This is a genomic window from Candidatus Polarisedimenticolia bacterium, assembly GCA_036001465.1.
In the GTDB taxonomy this organism is placed as follows: Bacteria; Acidobacteriota; Polarisedimenticolia; order Gp22-AA2; family Gp22-AA2; genus Gp22-AA3.
The window spans coordinates 56,822-76,180 of the sequence record DASYUH010000096.1 but is presented as its reverse complement, the minus strand read 5'-3'; the positions used below and the strand labels follow the sequence as shown (position 1 = coordinate 76,180).

The window sequence follows — 19,359 nt, the reverse complement described above, 5'->3', positions numbered from 1 at the left end:
GTCCATCCGGCAGGGTCGAGACCATGGTGTCCGCCGCTCCGACCGGCAGAACCACCTCGAGCAGGCCGAGCCCGCGATCGATCAGCGTCGGCAGCCTCCGTCGTCTCCTGGCGGGAGCCATGACAACCTCGGAAGATGCTCCGTCCGTCTCTGATTCGTCCTACGGAAGGTGCTCCAAACGATGCGGATGCTATCAAACCGCCAATCGAAACGCAAGTCAACTATCGTTCCGTTTTATGAAACCGCGTCCACCGTCGCTGCGTCGCACCAAAGCAAGAATCTTGGCCTCGGATGGCTCGATCGATGGCCTCCAAGAATTTGGATGCGCCATTTCCAGACGCTGGTCGCATGATTGTCGTCAGAAAACCGTCATGAACTTGCGGCAGGGCGGGCCGGACCCTAGATTCCACGCTTGGATGGCCCGTTTCCGCTCCACGGTTTGCCATACGGGGGCCGGCGGGGGGTCCGATGGGGTTCCTGGCAGTCATCCAGCAGACAGCGCAGACATATCCGGCGCTGCTGATCACGTTACTAGGCACGATAGCCCTCACGCTCTGGGCCTGCAAGAAGAAGCGCTGGCTGTGGGCCACGGGAAGCGGGATCATCGCCTCTGCTGTATTCCTCCTTTATATGGGGGCTCCCGACCGGGCCATCTCCCCGTCCGAGGCTTCGGCATCGCCCACTCTTCTGGGCCGCTCGGATCTTGCTGCGGTCGGGTCGAGGCATCCTGCCACGTCTGGCCGGATGGCCGATTCGGGAGAGACGAAGCACGCCCTGCTCGAGCCCGGCCGGTTCTCCTCCACCGTGCGACTGCATCCCCGGTTCCCGCGCGATTTCCCGGTCCCCAAGGTGTTCCGTCTGGAAAGCAACTCGGGCGGCATCCGCGGCGGCAATCTCACCGTGCGCTTCCGATTCCGGGGCGAGGCTTCCAACGCCGTGTGCGACCTCAGGTCCCAGGGTCGCAAGAAAGGCTGGAACGTCGAGGTCCTCGCCCCGCACCGCCTGATCTTCCGCAAGGATGACAGGATGGTGGAAGCCTGGTTCAGCTTCCCGGCCCGCTCGGTGGTTCTGGACATCGCCGATCCCCAGTAACCCCCGGCCTGCCGGCAAGGGCCACTCAGGGCTGCTTCAGGTACGTCCGGATGAGCTCCTGGTCGAGCGGGTCGCGCAGCCGGGAAAGCATCTGCGTGTCGAGTTCGCGAATCGTCCCTTCCTGGTCGAAGGGGAACCGGTCGTACATCCGCCCTCCCGGGAAATGGCAGGGGGAGCACTTCTCCTGCAGGAGGGGCAGGATCTGCGCCGTGAAATCCACCTGCCCCGGGAGACCGGGGCCCTCCGCCGGCGTCGCGGCCGGCTCCGCGGGCGGTGGCGCCGCGGCCATCGGGGCACCCGAGGCCTGGGGCGCAACCTCGGGCAAAGGCTCGGAAGTCGCCGCCGACGGCTCCGGCGTGCCGGAGGGAGCGCTCTTCGCTCCGCCCGACGCGCAGCGTGACAGGATCGCCAGAGCCACCAGGATCGACAGAGCGGCCATCGCACGGGGAGCGGTCATGGCTTGCACCTCGTGAGGCATTCTATCCGAGAGGATACCGGGGGCCAATGCGGAGGCGGCGATCCCTGGTCCTGCCCGCGACCGCGCCCGGGGCGGATCCGGGGTAGAGTCCCTGGATGCCCCCGTTCGCTGGGGTTGACCGGCATCCTGCTCACGCCGGTGGTCGTGGCCCGGCACGGGACGAAGGGGATGCTGGCGGAATGGCGCGCCCGGCGGGGGGCTATCGTGGCGGTCGGTATCATGACCCTGCTGGCGTACCTGCTCGTGCTGGAAGCGTACGCCCGGTCGCGCCTGGCGTATGCAGGGGCCGTGCGCGAGGTGAGCATCGTCCTGGCGGCGCTTGCCGGGTGGGCCGTCCTGCACGAAAGGCTTGGCGCCGCGCGCCTGATCGGCTCGCTCCTGGCGTTCGCGGGAGTGATCCTCGTCGCGCTCGCGGGCTGAGACGCCGCGGCAGTCGGCGGGATGGGGCGATCCGGCGTGCTACACTCCTGGCCATGGACATCGTGAATCCGGCCATCGAGGAGTATCTCCGGCAGGTTGCGCCGCCGGGGGACGGTGTGCCGCTGGAGATGGAGCGCCTTGCCGACCGCCGGCGCTTCCCGATCGTCGGACCGCTCGTCGGCCGCCTCCTGAACGTCCTGGCCCGGTCGATCGGGGCCCGGGACGTCTTCGAATGCGGATCGGGTTTCGGATACTCGGCCTTCTGGTTCGCGCTCGCCCTGCCGTCCGGCGGCCGGGTCATCCTTACGGAGGGATCGGCGGAGAACTGCGCCAACGCCCGCGGCTTCCTGAGCCGCGCCGGATTGATGGACAGGGCGTCCATCGAGAAGGGGGACGCGCTGGAGATCCTGCCGCGCCACGCGGGCCCGTTCGACATCATCTTCTGCGACATCGACAAGCGGGACTATCCGAGGGTCTATCCGCTCATGAAGCCGCGGCTGCGCGTCGGAGGGCTCTTTCTCTGCGACAACATGCTGTGGTCGGGACGGGTGGCCGACGCCCAGCGCACGGATGAGGACACGCGAGGCATCCGCGAGCTGACCCGCCTCCTGTACGCCGACCCGGACCTCGCCACCACCATCCTGCCGCTGCGCGACGGGGTGAGCATCAGCCTGAAGACATCCTGATTCTGCCGAGTGTGCGGGACGTCGCGGACGCCGGGTCAGGGGCGCGCTTCGAAAATCCGCTTGAGATACGGCTCGACCGTCTCGAGAGGAAGGCTGCTGGGGACCGGCTCGCCTCCCGGACCGGCGCGGTAGAGGCGGGATTCCAGGGAGTCGTTGCCGGTGTAGGTCCAGCGCCCAGCGCCGGGCGGCTCCAGCCTGTCGAGCTCCGCCGCGACCTCGGCCAGGTCGAACCGCCCTCCGCGCGCCGGCGTCACCGTGTCGAACCACGAAAAGATCTGGAAGGCCATCTCGTAGAGGATTCCGTCCGGCGACGTCGTGGCGGTGAGGACACGATGGTGCCGGGCTACGTTGAACCGCGCCATCTCGTCCAGGGGCTCGCCCGTCTCGATCACGGTCAGGCGCGCCGCGTCGTGCTCGCGCACGCGCGCCACGTCCCGCATGCGCATCATCGACTTCATGTACTCGGCCAGGCGCGCCGACCAGAGGCTCTTGTGCGCCGCCGCGGAGGACAGGAGCCCGGGCAGCATCGACAGGAGCCGGTCGTAGACGATCTGGTACCTCTCGTGCTCGCTGCGGCCCCGGATCTCCGGGGCGATGGGAGATCGCCGATCGTCATCGAAGGCGGTCACGACACAGTCGAACTTGAACGCGTCCGGCGTGGTGAACTCCCCGAAATCGCCGGTCCGCGCCGCCTGGATCAGCTCGGACTCGTGGCGCAGCGCCTCGTCGGGCCTGAGAACGGCGAACACCGAGAGGAGGCCGTCGGTGTCGAAGTGGTTGTTGGTGATGATCGAGACGCCGCGCAGCCACTCCTCCCGTCCGGGATCGCGCGCCAGCTTGAGGGCCATCTCGGTGGAGGTGTCGGCCTTCAGATGGGCCGGCGTGCGGTTGCCGGGCCAGTGGCTGAGGTTCAGCCCTCCCTCGACGACTCCGTCGACGCACAGGAAGGGGAGGGCGCTCAGGCGCTCATCGAAAAATGAAAAGATCATGATGCGGATCATAGACCGGTGGAACGAGCGCCCGCAACCGCCGATTGACTCCCCCGGGAGCGTGCATTAGAGTACCGCTCCGACATGGGTTCCCGCCTCGTTCCGGCCGACTACTCGGACAGTCTCCTGCGAGCGCTCACGGCGGCGATGGCGTTCGCGCTCCTGCTCCAGTCCGTCGCCGGGTGCAGCCGGCCGCGAGGGGACGCCGAGGCCATCCGTGCGCTGGTCGCGCGGGAGGTGACCGCGATCAACGCCCGGGACATGCGGGCCCTCTCGGAGATCTGGTCGCGGGACGGCCAGGCGCTCCTGTTCGATGTCGCCCCGCCGGGACGGTTCCAGGGATGGGAGCAGATTCAGCGCCAGTGGAGCGATTTCTTCGACCGGGCGTCGGAGATTCACATGACGGTCGAGGCGCTGAACACCGCCGCCGAAGGCTCTCTGGGGTACGCCACCTACGACTGGACGATGACCGGCCGGATGGGATCGTACGCGATCGACGATCGGGGACAGGCGACGGCGATCTACCGCCGGGAGAAGGGGGGGTGGAAGCTGGTGCACGCCCACTTTTCGCCGGTTCCGCCGTCTCCGGCCGCTGCGGCCCCCGCCGGGGGCTCCACCGCGCCGGCCGGCCCCGCCGCGCCGCCCGGGGGGAGGAAGAAGGAACCCTGAGCCGCCCGGAGTGGACACTCGGGGGCCGGAGCCTATGTTGAGGTCGGGACGAATGCCCGGCGTGATCGGAACGCCGCCTGCGGAAGGGTGAACGCGTGGCGCCGAAGACCCAGGTTGTGAAGGAAGTCCTGCCGAACGGCGTGACCGTCCTGGTCGCCGAGGATCATTCCTCGCCGGTGGTCGCCGTCAATCTGTGGGTGCGGGCCGGCTACTTCGACGAGGAGGACGCCGAGGTCGGCATCTCCCACGTCATCGAGCACATGTTCTTCAAGGGGACCCCCGACCGTCCCCGTCCGGACCAGATCGCCAGCGAGATCAAGGCGCTCGGAGGAGAGCTGAACGCCGGCACCTACTACGACTCCACCAACTACTACGTCGTCCTGCCGTCGGAGAACTATCGCAAGGGACTCGAGATCGAGGCCGATGCGCTGATGCATCCGTTGTTCGATGCCGGCGAGCTGAAGCGGGAAATCGAGGCGGTCATCCAGGAAGGACGGCGCAAGAAGGACACGCCGGGGGCGTACGCCCTGGAGATGATGTTCCGTGAGGCCTTCGACGCGCATCGCATCAGGCGCTGGCGCATCGGAGGAGAAGACGAGCTGCGCGCCTTCACCCGCGAGCACCTCCTGTCGTACTTTCACGCGCACTATGTTCCGGAGCGGATCATCCTGGCGATGGTCGGCGATCTCAAGGCCCGGGACGCGATCGAAGCCGCCCACGTCTACCTGGGAGGCATGGCCGCCCGCCCCGGCGCCCCTCTCGGGTCGCCGCCGGAGCCTCCGCAGTCCCGCTTCAAGTTCCAGCGCCTCGCCGGCGACATCAAGCGGTCCTACCTGACCCTGGGCTACCACGCACCGGCCGTCCTGACGGACGACGACCTGGCATTGCGTATCCTGGCCTACGTGCTCGGCGGCGGCCAGGCGTCGCGCCTGTACCAGGGCGTCAAGGAGCGCGCCGGGCTCGTGGACACGATCGGCGCGTCGCTCGACTCGTTCCGGGATCTCGGGATCTTCACGATCATGGCCGAGCACGAGCCGAAGAACGCAGTCGCGGCGGTGCCGGCCATCCAGGCGGAGGTGGAGCGCCTGCGCCGCGAGCCGCCGTCCAACGCGGAAATGGACAGGGCCCGCACCGCGATCGAGTTCCGCTACCACCAGAGCCGCTCCGATGTCCTCGGACAGTCTTCCATCCTCGCCTATTACGAATCGATCGGTGGCCATCACCTGGCCGACGAGCTGGTCGAGCGGCTGCACAAGGTGACGGCGGCCGACGTCCAGCGGGCGGCGCGCACCCACCTGACGCTGGAGAACGCCACCCTCCTGTCGTACCTGCCGGAGCCGGCCGCGGCGACGCGGCCCGCCCCCGATCCGGAGGAGCTGGCGGGCGAGCTGCGCCGGACGGCGCCGGCCGGCCCGTCCGGGGAGGACATGGCCGCGGGCGCCGGCTCCCCCCGCCAGGGCGGAGCGCCGATCCAGCGCTCCCCGACGCCGCGCCCGGCGCGGGCCCCCGTCGGCGGGGAGGTGACGCGCCACCGCTTCGAGTCCGGCTCGACCCTGCTCCACGAAAGGCGGAGCGAGGTGCCGCTCGTGACCTTCTGCGTCGCGTTCCGCGGCGGCCGTTCGGGAGAAGGGCGGGAGAACTCCGGCATCACCCGGCTGATGCAGGCCACGATGATCAAGGGGAGCGGCACCCGCGACTCGCGCCGGGTGGCGCTCGAGATCGAAGGCCTCGGCGCCTCGATCGACCGGCTCATCGATGAGGACTACTTCGGCTTCGCCGTGAACATCCTGGCGAAGCACGCGCGCCGCGCCTGGGATCTTCTCACCGACCTCATCCGGCGCCCGGCATTCCGTCACGAGGAAATCGACAAGGAGCGCATGCTGCAGATGGCCGCGCAGGAGAGCATCAAGGACCAGTCGCTCCCCTATACCTTCCAGCTTTTCCGCCAGGCGGCCTTCGGAAGCCACCCGTACGCCCTCCCGTCCTTCGGGCTCGCCGTGCCGGTGCAATCGATGAAGCGCGAGAACCTGGTGCGCTGGCACCGCGCCATGGTGAGGCCCGCCACCATGGTCGTGGCGATGGCCGGCGACCTGGAGGAGGCCGAGGCGGTCGACATGGTCGAATCGTCGATCGCCGACTGGTCGCAGGAAGGGCATGGGGAGAAGGACCCCGGACAGCTCGTCGCCTGGGGGGCCTCCGAGGTCCTCGAGACGCGCCGCCGCCAGCAGACCGCCCAGGTGATCGGCTTCCCGACGCCCGGGCTGCAGACTCCCGAGCGCTTCTCGCTCGACGTCGTCCAGGCGGTCACGTCCGGGCTGGGCGGCCGCTTCTTCGAGGAGGTGCGGGGCAAGCGCGGGCTGGCCTACGCCGTGCACGCCTTCAATTACCACAAGGTGGCGGGCGGGGCGTTCGCGGTCTACCTGGCCACGTCGCCGAAGAACGAGGCCGAAGCCCGCCGCGTGCTGTTCCAGGAAATCGCCCGGATCCGCCACGAAGGAGCGCGCCGTGAGGAGATCGACAGGGCCATCCGCTACGTGCGCGGCAGCCACCTCATCGCCCTGCAGGGAAACTCCCAGCGGGCCTACCGCTACGCCGATGCCGAGGTCCGGGGCCTCGGCATGGAGGCGGTGCTGGCCTACCCGGACCGGATCGCGAGCGTCGGGTACGACGATGTCCACGACGCCGTCTGGCGCTACCTCGATCCGGATCGATGCGCGCTCGGCGTGCTGCGCGGGGAAGTGGGCGGTCCCTGATCCGGCTCGCGAAACTCTAGAAGAAAAAAGCGGAGGCGGGAGCGGCCCCGGGCGCCGGCTGTTCCGGTGACGGTGACGGGGACGGGCCGGGCTCTGGCGCCGGCGGTTCCGGGGTCGGAGTCGGCGCGGGCGCCGGCTGCTCCGGGGCCGGGGACGGCTCCGGCGCGGGCGCCTCGGGAGTCGGTGTTTCGGGCGCCGGCGAGGGTTCCGGGACGGGGGCCGACGGCGCCGGCGCCTCGGGGGCTGCGGTCGCGGGCGGCTCCGGCGCGGGCGGCGCGGTCTCGGTCGCAGGGGCGGGCTCCTCGGCGGCCGGCTTCGGGTGCTTGCGGAGGTCACCGGACAGGCGCTTCACCTCGACCCGGCGATTCTTGTCGCGCCCTTCCTCCGTGTCATTCTCGGCGATGAACCCGGTCGCGCCGTACCCCTTGATGACGATGCGCTTCGCCTCGATGCCGTGCTGCACCAGCCAGCCCTTGACGACCTCGGCGCGGCGCTGCGAGATGTTCCGGTTGGCGGCGGCGCTGCCCTTGTTGTCGGTGTAGACCCCGACCTCGACCGTGACGTCCGACCAGTACTGCATCGCGTCCACGAGGAGCTGCAGCCAGGCGTCCGTGCCGGGCCACAGGTTGATCCCCTCGACGAACTTGACGTTCTGCACGATCTGCGGCTCCGGCTTGTCCAGGCGGATGCGCGGGCACCCCTCCTTGTCGATCTTCTGCCCCTTCGGGGTGTCGGGACACTGATCGAGGCCGTCGAGCACCTTGTCGCCGTCGGAGTCGTGCGGGCAGCCCTTGTCGTCGACGGTCGCGCCGGCCGGGGTGAGGGCGCAGCCGTCGACGCCATCGAACACGCCGTCGTTGTCGGAATCGTGCGGGCAGCCGGCGGTCGAGCTGTCCATCGGATCGACCACGGCCCCCTTCGGCGTGTCGGGACACTTGTCCAGGCCGTCCCAGACGCCGTCCCCATCATTGTCCGTCGGGCAACCTTCGATGTTGGCGATGGCCCCTTTCGGCGTATCCGCGCACGTGTCGCTGCCGTCGGGCACCCCGTCCCCGTCGGTGTCCAGCGGGCAGCCGGTCTCGTCGACCGGCCAGCCGCGCGGGGTCTCGGCGCATTTGTCGATCCCCTCCATGACGCCGTCCTGGTCGAGGTCCCACGGGCATCCGTTGTGCGTGTCGACCAGAGCCCCCTTGGGGGTGTCCGGGCAGCGGTCGATCAGATCCACGATCCCGTCGCCGTCGGAATCGGACGAGCCGCCGGCGCCGCCGCCACCGCCCCAAACCCACGACAGCCCGAGGTTCAGGTTCTCGTTGTGGAAGATCTGGGTCGGCTCGTACTCGGTGGTGAATTCGGTCCGGAGGGCCAGGTGCGGGAAGAGGCGCAGTCGAACGCCGCCGCCGATCGTGATGAGGCGGCCGGTCAGGTCCCCCTTCTCGCCGCTCCGAAACGCCGGATCTTCGCTGAAGGTCGTCATCCCGTACCCGAAGACGGCGTACGGCTTGAAGCGCCGCTTCACGTTGCGCGGGTTGATCAGGAAGCGGACACTGTAGTTCGCCGAGGTAAACGTGAACGTCCGTCCCGGGATCACGAAGAAGACGCTCGGGTCATGTATCAGCGTGCTGTTCTCGTTCTGCAGGTCGGCCGCGCCCACCTGACGGTATTGGATCTCCCACTCGAAGGCCGGGCGCCAGTACCAGCCGAACCGGACGCCGTACTCGGCCTCGTTGGCCAGGCGCAGCTCGTTGGCGTAGAAGCTCGTGCCGTACAGGAAGCCGGCCTCCCAGGCGTTCTTCTTCTCCTCGGCGCGGGCGGGGAAAGTGACGAACAATAACAATAAGACGAGGAGCACGATGACGATGCGGGCGGGTGCAGGGAGAGCGCGCACGGCGGCATCCAGGCTTCTTGTCATCCCTGTCGACCTCGCATGAACAAAGGCAGCCCGGACAGCCTGCGCGCCGGGGCCACGCCCGGGTGTCGCGCCTGCTCTCGTTCGGATGTTGGAAAAGCGGCGCATCCTAGCACACGGTTTTTCGGACTGTCAACGGTCGCTACGCGGAAGATCGTGTTCCTCCGCGGGTTACGCACAGCGGCGCCGGTCGGGCGCGGGTGGATGTGCTATTCTTTGTAAACCCGGACAGCCTGCCAGGGAGGCGGTGCATTGCGGGAAGTTGCCAGGTCCGAGCCCACGTTCCGCAGCCGTCTGCTGTTCGCCTCCATCCTCTTCCTGCTCCTCCTGGTCGCCGACCTGTTCATTTTCGGGCACCTGGCCTTCAGCGACCTGAGCCACCGCGTGATCGACCGGGCCCTGAGGACGTCCCTCAAGGCCCTGGAGACGCGATACCCCGGACCGACGCTGTCCGACTCCGAGGAGGACGACGCCGCCGCCGGGCCGACGGAGCCCTGTCCGCCGGGGGATCCCCAGTCTCCGGCGCAGGTCCGTCCCTGCCTGACCAAGCCCCCGCAACCGAGCATCGCGCCGCAGATTTTCCGGTCGCTCAGCTACCGCCTGCAGAGGGTGATCACCGACATGGATGGGCAGGTCCTGTGGGTGGGGTACGAGGCCGGGGAGCAGAGAGAATCGGCCCCGTCGCCCGGCCCGGCGCCTCTTCCTCCGGGTCACCCGGGGGTGGCGGAGGAATGGCAGGTCGGCGGACGGTCCCAGAAGGTGATCGCCGTCCGGCGCGCCAACGAGCCGGGCGCCGCCTCGATTCGGGAGGCGGGCGTGCCGAGCGAGCTGATCGAGAAGGAGATTGGGGAGCTCCGCCGGGACCTGCAGACGAAGCTCTGGATTGGGGCGGGGATCGCGATCCTGATTCTGGGGGTCGCATTCGGGTACGTGCTGCGGCTGCTGCACCGGACGCGGCTGCTCGAAGCCCAGGCCCAGATGGATGATCGGCTGGCCTTCGTCGGGGCCCTGGCGGCCGGCCTGGCGCACGAGATCCGCAACCCTCTGAACGTGCTCAGCATGAATCTCCAGATGCTCGAGGAGGAGCTGGTGGAGCGCCCCTCCTCCGGGGTCGCGGTCGACGCCCGCGTCTACCTGACGGCCCTCCAGGGGGAAATCCGCCGCCTCAGCACGCTGGTCAACAACTTCCTGAGCTACGCGCGCCCCCACCAGCCGCGCTTCGAGAGCAAGGACCTGAACGCCATCCTGCGCGATCTGGCGACGTTCCTGCGCCCGGAGTTCGAGAACCGCAAGCTGACGCTGCAGCTGGATCTCTCGGCCTACCTGCCCCCGGTCGATCTCGACGAGGCCCTGATCCGGCAGGCGATGCTCAACCTCTTGATCAACGCCACCCAGGTCCTGAAGGAAGGGGGCACGGTGACGGTGACGAGCCGGGTGGGTCCGCAGGGGGAGGCGATCGTGACCGTCGAGGACGACGGTCCGGGCATCCCGCCGGCCGACCGGGAGCGGATCTTCGAGGTGTTCTTCTCCAGCCGGGGAGGCGGCACCGGCCTCGGCCTGCCGATCGCCGCCCGCATCATGCAGGCGCACGGCGGCTCGATCGCGGTGGAGAGCGAGATCGGCAAGGGGGCGCGCTTCATCCTCACGCTCCCGCGCCGGCACGCCGAGGCGGCGACGGCCGCGGGCCGGATCGCGGCGACGGAAGCGTCGTGACGGGGACGCCGTGAACGAGGCGGCCCGGCAGGAACCCGCCCCGGGCTCGCGGGACGCCGCGGCGCGCCGGGCCGAGGAGTTGCGCCGCCAGATCTGGCATCACCGCAAGCGCTACTACGCGGACAGCCAGCCGGAGATCTCCGACGCGGAGTACGACCTCCTGGAAAAGGAGCTCGCAGGCATCGAGGCGGCCTACCCCGACCTGGTGACGCCCGACTCGCCGACGCAGCGCGTCGGCGCCGAGGTCCAGGGGGACCTGCCGACGGTCCGGCATGCCGTTCCGATGCTCAGCCTGGACAACGCCACGTCCATCGAGGAGCTGCGGGAGTGGCATGCACGGCTGCTGCGCGTCCTCGGCCGCGCGGACGTGCCGCTCGCGGCCGAGCTCAAGATCGACGGCGTGTCGGTGTCCCTCGTCTATCAGAACGGATCATTCGTGCGCGGGGTGACCCGCGGCGACGGGATCCTGGGCGAGGAGGTCACGGGGAACATCCGCACCATCCCGCCCGTCCCGCTGCGGCTCCAGCGGCCGGTGCCGTTCCTGGAGGCGCGCGGCGAGGTGTACTACCCGATCGCCGCCTTCCGGGACATGAACCGGCGCCGCGAGGAGTCCGGCGAGGCCCCCTTCGCCAATCCGCGCAACGCCGCGGCCGGGACGATCAGGCTCCTCGACCCGAAGCTGGCCGCCGGGCGCCCCCTGGACCTCCTGGTCTGGAACCTGACGCGCCTGACGGGGGAGCCCCTGCCGCCGACGCACTCGGAGTGCCTCGACGGCCTCCGCGGGCTCGGGTTCCGGGTCAACCCGACGACCTCCTGCCGGTCGCTCGAGGAGGTCGAGGCCTACTACCGGGAATGGCAGGAGAAGCGCGACATGCTGCCGTTCGAGGTGGACGGCTGCGTGATCAAGGTCGACTCGATCGCGCTTCAAGACCTCGCCGGCTCCACGGCGCGGGCGCCCCGCTGGGCGGTGGCGTTCAAGTTCCCGCCCCGCCAGGCGACGACGACCGTGAAGGGGATCGAGATCAACGTCACGCGCTCCGGCGCCCTCACCCCGGTGGCCATCCTCGAGCCGGTGACGATTGGCGGGGCGACGATCTCGCGCTCGACGCTGCACAACGAAGACGAGCTCGAGCGCAAGGATGTTCGCCTCGGCGACCGCGTCCTGATCGAGCGCGGAGGCGACGTCATCCCCCGCATCGTCAAGGTCATCCTGGAGGCCCGCCCGGACGGGGCGCAGAAGTTCGTCATGCCGCGGACCTGCCCGGTGTGCGGAGCGGCCGCACCGAGGGCCGAGGGGGAAATCTACGGGCGCTGCGCCAACGTGTCCTGCCCGGCCCGGCTGAAGGAGTCGATCCGGCACTTCGCGCAGCGCGAGGCGATGAACATCGAGGGGCTGGGTGAGGCGCTCGTCGGCCAGCTCGTCGACCGCGGCCTGGTCCGCGAGGTCGCCGGCCTCTATGAGCTGAAGGCGCCGGACCTCGCGGATCTGGAGCGCATGGGGAAGAAGTCGGCCGACAACCTGGTGAGCGAGATCGAGAAGAGCAAGTCGACGCCGTTCGAGCGCGTCCTGTTCGCACTGGGAATCCGCTTCGTCGGGGAGCGCACCGCGGCGCTCCTGGCCGAGGCGTTCCCCGACATCGCCGCGCTCCGGGCCGCCACGAAAGAGGAATTGATGGCGGTCTTCGAGGTCGGCCCGAAGGTCGCCGACGCCATCCTCCAGTTCTTCGCAGAGCCGCAGAACGCGCGGCTCGTCGAGAAGCTCGGCGCGGCCGGCGTCAACCTGCGCGCCGGAGAGCGGCCGGCCGCGGTCGAGGGGCCGTTCACCGGGAAGACCTGCGTCGTCACCGGCACGATCGAGGGCTGGCCGCGCGCCGCGATCAAGAGGCTCCTGAGGCGCCAGGGGGCGCGCCTGTCCGAATCGGTGTCGAAGAAGACCGACCTCGTGATCGCCGGGGCGGACGCGGGCTCGAAGCTCGAGCGTGCCCGCTCGCTGGGGGTGCGCGTCATCGAGGCAGACGAGTTCCTGCAACTGGCCGGCCACGCGAAGGAGCCCTGAAGATGTCCGCACCGAAGGGCCAGATCGTCGTCATCGACGACGACGAGGGGAACCGCAAGAGCATCGAGATGGCGCTGCGCAAGGACGGCTACCACGTCACCTCGTTCGGATCGGGCCCCCAGGGGATCGAGCACCTGAAGGAGAACGGCGCCGATCTGCTCGTCACGGATCTTCGAATGCCCGGGATGGACGGACTCGAGGTCCTGAAGGTGGCGAAACACGGCGACCCCGGCCTGGCGGTCCTGGTGATCACCGGATTCGGTTCGGTCGAATCGGCAGTCGACGCCATGAAGCAGGGGGCCGACGACTACCTCCAGAAGCCGGTGAACCTGGTCGAGCTGCGCAAGCGCGTGGCCGCGGCCGTGGAGAAGCGCCGCCTCGCGCAGGAGGTCCGCCAGCTCCGGGAGCGCCTGGAGGAGAAGTTCTCCTTCGGCACCCTCATCGGCACCTCGAAGGGGATGCAGCGGGTGCTGCACCAGCTCGCCCTCGTCGCCCCCACCCGGAGCAGCGTCCTGATCATCGGGGAAAGCGGCACCGGCAAAGAGCTGATCGCCAACGCCCTGCACCAGAACTCCCCGCGCAAGGATCTCCGCTTCCTGCCGATCAACTGCGCCGCCATCCCGGCCGAGATCCTGGAGAGCGAGCTCTTCGGCCACGAGCGCGGCGCCTTCACCGGCGCCATCCAGCGCAAGGCGGGGAAGTTCGAGCTGGCGGATCGGGGCACGCTGTTCCTGGACGAGATCGGCGACATGCCCCTCGCCCTCCAGGCCAAGCTGCTGCGCGTCCTGGAGGACCGATCGTTCATGCGCGTCGGCGGCGCCGAGACGATCACGGTGGACGTGCGTATCATCGCCGCGACCAACTCCAACCTGGAAGCCAAGGTGGCGGCCGGCGCGTTCCGCAGCGACCTCTATTACCGGCTGAAGGTCGTCACCATCGAGATCCCGCCCCTGCGCGAACGGCCCGAGGACATCCCGCTCCTGACGCACCGCTTCTTCGAGGCGTTCAAGGCGGAGAACAACCGGCCCCATCTGCAGCTGGCCCCCGAGGTGATGGAGGTCCTGACGCGGGCGCGCTGGGAGGGCAATGTCCGCGAGCTCCGCAACCTGATGGAGAGCCTCGTCATCCTGGCCGGCGACGACACGAAGCTGATCACCCTGGAGCACCTGCCGGAGAACTACCGGACGCCCCAGCCGGCCCCCGCCGCCCCCCGTCCCGACGCCGGCCCGCCGCGGCGGATGGAGGAGATCGAAAAAGAGGCGATCCTCCGGACCCTGCAGCAGACCGGCGGGAACCGCACCCGTGCCGCCGACCTTCTGGGGATCGGCCTGCGCACGCTGCAGCGCAAGCTCAGGGAATACGAACAGGGACACGGCGAAGAGCACCCGGCGGGCGAAGGCCAGCAGGCCGAGGACTAGGACACGCTCCCAGGCCGGCGCCAAATTGGCGCGCTTCTCCCCGCGTCCCGTCTGCCACGGCGCGGCGAGACTGCCGCCGGCGGGTGGCGAAGGCCAGGATCCCGCCCGAATCAGGCCTTGGAAGTCGATGACACGAAGGCAGTTCGCCGAACCGCCTCGACATTCCGCAGGGGTCCCCCGCCTGGCACATGCCTTGCTCTTCTCAGTATCCGTGCGCAGGGTGATCCTGGTCGTCGACGATGATCCGGCCGTTCTCAGGTCGTACGGGCATCTTCTCCGAAGGCTCGGTTGTCAGGTCATGCTGGTCGACGATTCCGACACGGTCCTGTCCGATCCGGAAAGCCTGCGCGGGGTGGACGTGATGATCCTCGATCAGCGCATGCCGAAGACCACGGGGCTCGACCTGCTGGCCTGCCTGAGGCGCCGGGGCGCGGGCGACATGCAGACGGCAGCCCCCGGGTACCCGGCGGTGATCCTGATCAGCGCGTACCTGAGCGAGGCGATCCGGGAGCGCGCGGCGCGGCTGGGGGTGATCGAGGTCATCGAGAAGCCGGTCGATACCGCGCACCTGCTGGCGTGCGTGCGCGCGGCTCTCGCAGAGAGGCCGCCATGTCCTTGACGGAGGGTCGGGGCGGCCCTATACTGAATTTTCTCAAGGAGCGAGGATGTCGATGAAGAAAAGCGGGCAACCGGTCACGCTTGCACTGATCGTGGCCTCGATTGTTTTCGGAATGGTCCTGGCGGGAGGGCTGCACCTGACGCGCTCCGGGCAGGCGGGCGAGAGGGCGGAGGATCGTCCGCTCCACGCCGCGGCGAGGGCGCAGATGGCGGCGGGCCAGGGGATAGCGGGCGGGCCGGGTTCGTTCGCCGACATCGCCGAGAAGGTCAACCCGGCGGTCGTCAGCATCACCTCCACCGAGACCGTGAAACCGAAGGACAAGGGGCGCGGGCGACAGCCGTTCCACGGCGATCCGTTCGAGTTCTTCTTCGGGCCCGAGCAGCGACGCCGGTTCGCCCCGGAGGAGGAGCCCCGCTTCGAGATCAGCGGCGGATCCGGCTTCCTGATCAGCGACGACGGCTACATCCTGACCAACTACCACGTGGTGGAGGACGCGAGCAAGATCAAGGTCAATCTGAGCGGCGACCGGCACGACTACCTCGCCGACGTGATCGGGACCGATCCCTCCACCGACCTGGCCCTCATCAAGATCAAGGGAGACAAGAGGCTGCCCTACCTGGCGCTCGGCGACTCCGAGCCGGTGCGCGTCGGCGACTGGGTCATGGCCGTGGGCAATCCGCTCAACTACGACCACACCGTGACCGTCGGCGTCATCAGCGCCAAAGGGCGCGTGCTGCGTGACCTGTCCCGCGACTTCTCCCTCGACAACTTCATCCAGACGGACGCCGCCATCAATTTCGGCAACTCCGGGGGCCCGCTGGTCAACGTGGCGGGAGAGGTCGTCGGCGTGAACACCGCCATCAGCAGCGTCGGCCAGGGGATCGGCTTCGCGGTGCCGGTGAACGTGGCGAAAGGGATCATGGAGCAGCTGAAGACCAAGGGGAAGGTGTCCCGCGGCTACCTGGGCATCGAGCTGGCCGAGATCACCCCCGACCTGCAGGAGGCCTTCGGCCTGTCGACCGACAAGGGCGCCCTGGTCAACTCGGTGCGCCCCGGGCTTCCCGCCGAAGATGCCGGGCTCAAGAGGGGGGACGTCATCGTGGCGGTGGACGGCCGCTCGGTCGAGAGCACCAACGAGGTCGTGCGGCTGGTCTCCGCCAAGGAGCCGGGCTCGACCGTCAAGCTGACCGTGCTGCGCAACGGCAAGGAGACGACGCTGGCCGCCAAGCTGGCCGACCGGAGCGAGCACATCGGCAAGGAGGCCGCCGAGACGCCGGAGCGCGGCAGCCGTCCCGAGGAGCCGAACGAGCGCAAGCTCGGCATCTCGGTGGACGACCTGACCCCGGACGTCCTGGACAAGCTCGAGCTGCCGGATGACACCCGGGGCGTCCTGGTCACCCGCGTTTCGCGCGTCTCGGAGGCGTACGAGAAGGGGCTCGGGGAAGGGGACGTGATCACCGAGGTGAACCGGGTCCCGGTGAAGGCGGTCGCCGAGTACCGTCGCGAGCTGGCCAAGGTCAAGGACGGCGGCCTGGTCGTTCTGTACGTCATCAGTCCCTCGGGGCGCACCGGCACCGATCCGATCTCGCGCTACGTCACCGTGCGGCTGCGTGCCCACGAAGAAGAGGACAAGTAGCCGGATGCAACGCGGGACGGCGGGCGCGCCGCCGTCCGCGCCGGACGTCGCGGTCGAAGCGCACGGGGCCCGGATGACGGGCCCCGTTTTTTATGGGCGGCTTTTGCCGCCCCGGCCTGATATCATCTCCATCCCATCGATGCGCCGCATGGACCTGACGCCATGAAGGAAAAGATCCTGGTCATCGACGACGAGGGAGAAATCCGCAAGTCGCTGCGGATGGTCCTCGAATACGAGGGCTTCGACTTCGTCGAGGCCCCCTCCGGGCCGGAGGGGATCGATACCCTCCGCCGGGAGATGCCCGACGCGGTGCTTCTCGACATCAAGATGCCGGGCATGGACGGGCTCGAGGCGCTGGCGGCCATCCGCGCCAAGGATGCCCAGACGCCGATCCTGATGATCTCCGGGCACGGCGACATCCCGACCGCCGTGGAGGCGATCCAGAACGGCGCCTACGATTTCCTCGAGAAGCCTCTCGAGGGAGAGCGGGTCGTCACCGCGCTCCGGCACGCGATCGAGCGCCGCCGCCTGCGCGAGGAGAACCTGCGCCTGCGCCACCAGGTCGAGGCCAGCCTGCGCCTCGTGGGGGAGTCCCGGGCGCTCGGGACGGTGCGCGAGGCGATCACCCGGGCGGCGCCGGCGCACGCCACCGTCCTCGTGACCGGGGAAAGCGGCACGGGGAAGGAGCTCGTGGCCTGGGAGATCCATCGCCTGAGCCCGCGATCGGGGAAGTCGTTCGTCAAGGTGAACTGCGCGGCCATCCCCGAGGACCTGATCGAATCGGAGCTGTTCGGCCACGAGAAGGGGGCGTTCACCGGCGCCACCTCCCGGCAGATCGGCAAGTTCGTCCAGGCGGACGGCGGCACCATCTTTCTCGACGAGATCGGCGACATGAGCCCGCGCACCCAGGCCAAGGTGCTGCGCGTGCTGGAGGGAGGAGACGTCGAGCCGGTGGGCATGGCCAAGATGATCCGGGTCGACACGCGCGTCATCGCCGCCACCAACAAGGATCTGCGCGAGCGCATCCGGGCCGGGGCCTTCCGAGAAGATCTGTTCTTCCGGCTGAACGTGGTGCAGATCACCTGTCCCCCTCTGCGCGACAGGCGCGAAGATGTTCCGGCGCTGGTCGACCATTTCGTCGGCATCCTGGCGGCCGACAGCAGCTACCGCCCCAAGAAGTTCAGCCCCGGGGCCCTCGAGCGGCTGGCTGCGCGCCCGTGGCGCGGCAACATCCGCGAGCTCAGAAACGCCGTCGAGCGGCTCCTGATCATGGTGGAGCACGATTCCATCGAGGCGGACGACGTCGACGCCCTGGGCCTCGAGCAGGCCCTGCCGGTCCCGGTCGCGACCGTCCCGGCCGCCTCCGAGTCGGCCACGGCCGATCCGGCCGCCGCCGGGCAGGGCCAGGCCGCGGCGGGCGCGGCGCGCGCCTCGGGATCGCTCGAGCCTCCGGATCCGTCCTCCTTCAGGGCCCTGCAGGAGTACAAGGACGAGGCGGAGAGGGTCTTCATCATGAGGAAGCTCAAGGAGAACCGCTGGAACATCTCCAAGACAGCCCGCGCGATCGACACGCCCCGGAGCAACCTCTACAAGAAGCTCGAGCAGTACGGGATCTCGAGAGACCAGGTCCAGGAGTGACAGTCCGCCGCGGCGTCGTCATCGTCGACGGCGTCCGGACGCCGTTCTGCAAATCGTGGGGCGCCCTCAACGACCTGCCGGCCGACGAGCTGTGCCGCATCGCCATCGGCGAGACGATCGCCCGGGTCGACATCGACCCGCGCGCCGTGGACGAAGTGATCATCGGAAACATCGCGCAACCGGCCGAATCGACCACCCTGGCCCGGGTCGCCGCGCTCAAGGCCGGGGTGCCGCGGCGTGTTCCGGCGTACTCGGTCAATCAGAACTGCGGGTCCGGGATCCAGGCGATCGTCAGCGCCTTCCACCGCATCGAATCGGGCGCCGCCGACCTGATCGTGGCCGGCGGCGTCGAGTCGATGTCACGCATCCCGTTTCTCCTGGGGCAGGCGTTCACCGACGACGTCATGCGCTTCCGGCGGGCGCGGGGCCTGGCGCAGAAGGCCGCGGCCCTCCTGGCGGTGCGCCCGCGCCATCTGCGCCCGGTGCCGGCGCTCGAGATCGGCCTCAGGGACGCCATCTGCGGCCTCAACATGGGGGAGACCGCCGAGGTCCTGGCGCGCCGCTTCCGCATCGGCCGCGAGGAGCAGGACGCCTTCGCTCTCGAGAGCCACCGCCGCGCCGTGGCGGCGCGCGCGAAGCTGCGCGAGGAGATCGTGCCGCTGTTCCCGCCGCCCCGCTTCGCACCGATCGTGGACGACATCGGGCCGCGCGAGGACCAGACGATGGAGCAGCTGGCACGGCTCAAGCCGGCGTTCGATCGGAAAAACGGCACCGTCACGGCCGGCAATTCGTGCATGCTCACCGACGGAGCCGCCTGCGTGGTCGTGGCCGCCGAGGACCGGGCGCGCGAGCTCGGCCTGCCGTACCTCGGCCGCATCCGATCGTACGGCTTCGCCGGGCTCGATCCGACCGTCATGGGGCTGGGGCCGGCGTACGCCACCGCCGTGGCCCTCGAACGGGCGGGGCTCACGGTGCGCGACCTGCAGCTCATCGAGATCAACGAGGCGTTCGCGGCGCAGGTGCTGGCCGTGCGCCAGGCGTTCGCCTCCGCCGACTTCGCCCGCCAGGAGCTCGGCCTGGCCTCGGCGCTCGGCGAGCTCGATCCCGCCGTCACCAACGTCAACGGGGGCGCCATCGCGCTCGGCCACCCCGTCGGCTGCTCGGGCGCGCGCCTGGCCCTGACGCTCCTGAAGGAGATGGCGCGGCGCGACCTGTCGCTCGGTCTTGCCGCGCTCTGCATCGGCGGCGGCCAGGGGGCGGCGCTGGTCCTCGAACGATCGTAAGGG

Annotated in this window: 15 protein-coding genes; 12 read left to right on the top strand and 3 right to left on the bottom strand. The window is 69.3% G+C overall.

Annotated features, from left to right (window positions below):
* Nucleotides 1-468 precede the first annotated feature (468 nt).
* Entirely contained in the window at nt 469-1,092 is a 624-nt protein-coding gene (locus VGV60_17270) for a hypothetical protein (protein HEV8703025.1), read from the top strand.
* Between the two features lie 25 nt (nt 1,093-1,117).
* On the opposite strand, the gene VGV60_17265 is transcribed toward VGV60_17270, so the two are convergent.
* A complete protein-coding gene (locus VGV60_17265; protein HEV8703024.1) occupies nt 1,118-1,549 on the bottom strand; it encodes a hypothetical protein in 432 nt (143 codons plus the stop codon).
* Between the two features lie 135 nt (nt 1,550-1,684).
* Here VGV60_17265 and VGV60_17260 point away from each other — a divergent pair, with 135 nt between their 5' ends.
* Both VGV60_17260 and VGV60_17255 read left to right on the top strand, forming a co-directional pair.
* Nucleotides 1,685-1,990: an EamA family transporter gene (locus VGV60_17260; protein HEV8703023.1), complete on the top strand. Its 306-nt coding sequence runs from the start codon at nt 1,685-1,687 to the stop codon at nt 1,988-1,990.
* Between the two features lie 53 nt (nt 1,991-2,043).
* Entirely contained in the window at nt 2,044-2,676 is a 633-nt protein-coding gene (locus VGV60_17255) for an O-methyltransferase (protein HEV8703022.1), read from the top strand.
* Between the two features lie 35 nt (nt 2,677-2,711).
* Here the strand turns inward: VGV60_17255 and VGV60_17250 are convergent, their stop codons facing one another.
* Complete coding sequence (locus VGV60_17250) at nt 2,712-3,665, bottom strand: DUF6687 family protein (protein ID HEV8703021.1); 954 nt, start codon at nt 3,663-3,665, stop codon at nt 2,712-2,714.
* Between the two features lie 84 nt (nt 3,666-3,749).
* On the opposite strand from VGV60_17250, the gene VGV60_17245 reads away from it, so the two are divergent.
* A complete protein-coding gene (locus tag VGV60_17245; protein ID HEV8703020.1) occupies nt 3,750-4,334 on the top strand; it encodes a nuclear transport factor 2 family protein in 585 nt (194 codons plus the stop codon).
* Nucleotides 4,335-4,429: 95 nt separating this feature from the next.
* Complete coding sequence (locus tag VGV60_17240) at nt 4,430-7,087, top strand: pitrilysin family protein (protein ID HEV8703019.1); 2,658 nt, start codon at nt 4,430-4,432, stop codon at nt 7,085-7,087.
* Between the two features lie 16 nt (nt 7,088-7,103).
* Here the strand turns inward: VGV60_17240 and VGV60_17235 are convergent, their stop codons facing one another.
* A complete protein-coding gene (locus VGV60_17235; GenBank protein HEV8703018.1) occupies nt 7,104-8,996 on the bottom strand; it encodes a thrombospondin type 3 repeat-containing protein in 1,893 nt (630 codons plus the stop codon).
* A 249-nt stretch (nt 8,997-9,245) separates the two neighbouring features.
* On the opposite strand from VGV60_17235, the gene VGV60_17230 reads away from it, so the two are divergent.
* The 7 genes from VGV60_17230 to VGV60_17200 all read left to right on the top strand — a co-directional run bounded on the left by VGV60_17230 (nt 9,246) and on the right by VGV60_17200 (nt 19,356).
* On the top strand, nt 9,246-10,706 hold the full coding sequence (locus VGV60_17230) for an ATP-binding protein (GenBank protein HEV8703017.1): 1,461 nt from the start codon (nt 9,246-9,248) through the stop codon (nt 10,704-10,706).
* Between the two features lie 10 nt (nt 10,707-10,716).
* Nucleotides 10,717-12,762, top strand: a complete 2,046-nt coding sequence (gene ligA / locus VGV60_17225) for an NAD-dependent DNA ligase LigA (protein ID HEV8703016.1) — start codon at nt 10,717-10,719, stop codon at nt 12,760-12,762.
* Between the two features lie 2 nt (nt 12,763-12,764).
* On the top strand, nt 12,765-14,180 hold the full coding sequence (locus VGV60_17220; protein HEV8703015.1) for a sigma-54 dependent transcriptional regulator: 1,416 nt from the start codon (nt 12,765-12,767) through the stop codon (nt 14,178-14,180).
* 220 nt (nt 14,181-14,400) lie between these two features.
* A complete protein-coding gene (locus VGV60_17215) occupies nt 14,401-14,799 on the top strand; it encodes a response regulator (GenBank protein ID HEV8703014.1) in 399 nt (132 codons plus the stop codon).
* Between the two features lie 52 nt (nt 14,800-14,851).
* The gene (locus VGV60_17210) at nt 14,852-16,435 is read left to right on the top strand and encodes a Do family serine endopeptidase (protein ID HEV8703013.1); all 1,584 of its coding nucleotides are present in this window, start codon (nt 14,852-14,854) and stop codon (nt 16,433-16,435) included.
* Nucleotides 16,436-16,597: 162 nt separating this feature from the next.
* The gene (locus VGV60_17205) at nt 16,598-18,073 is read left to right on the top strand and encodes a sigma-54 dependent transcriptional regulator (protein ID HEV8703012.1); all 1,476 of its coding nucleotides are present in this window, start codon (nt 16,598-16,600) and stop codon (nt 18,071-18,073) included.
* On the top strand, nt 18,070-19,356 hold the full coding sequence (locus VGV60_17200; protein HEV8703011.1) for a thiolase family protein: 1,287 nt from the start codon (nt 18,070-18,072) through the stop codon (nt 19,354-19,356). Before VGV60_17205 ends, VGV60_17200 begins: the two co-directional genes overlap by 4 nt.
* Nucleotides 19,357-19,359: the final 3 nt, after the last annotated feature.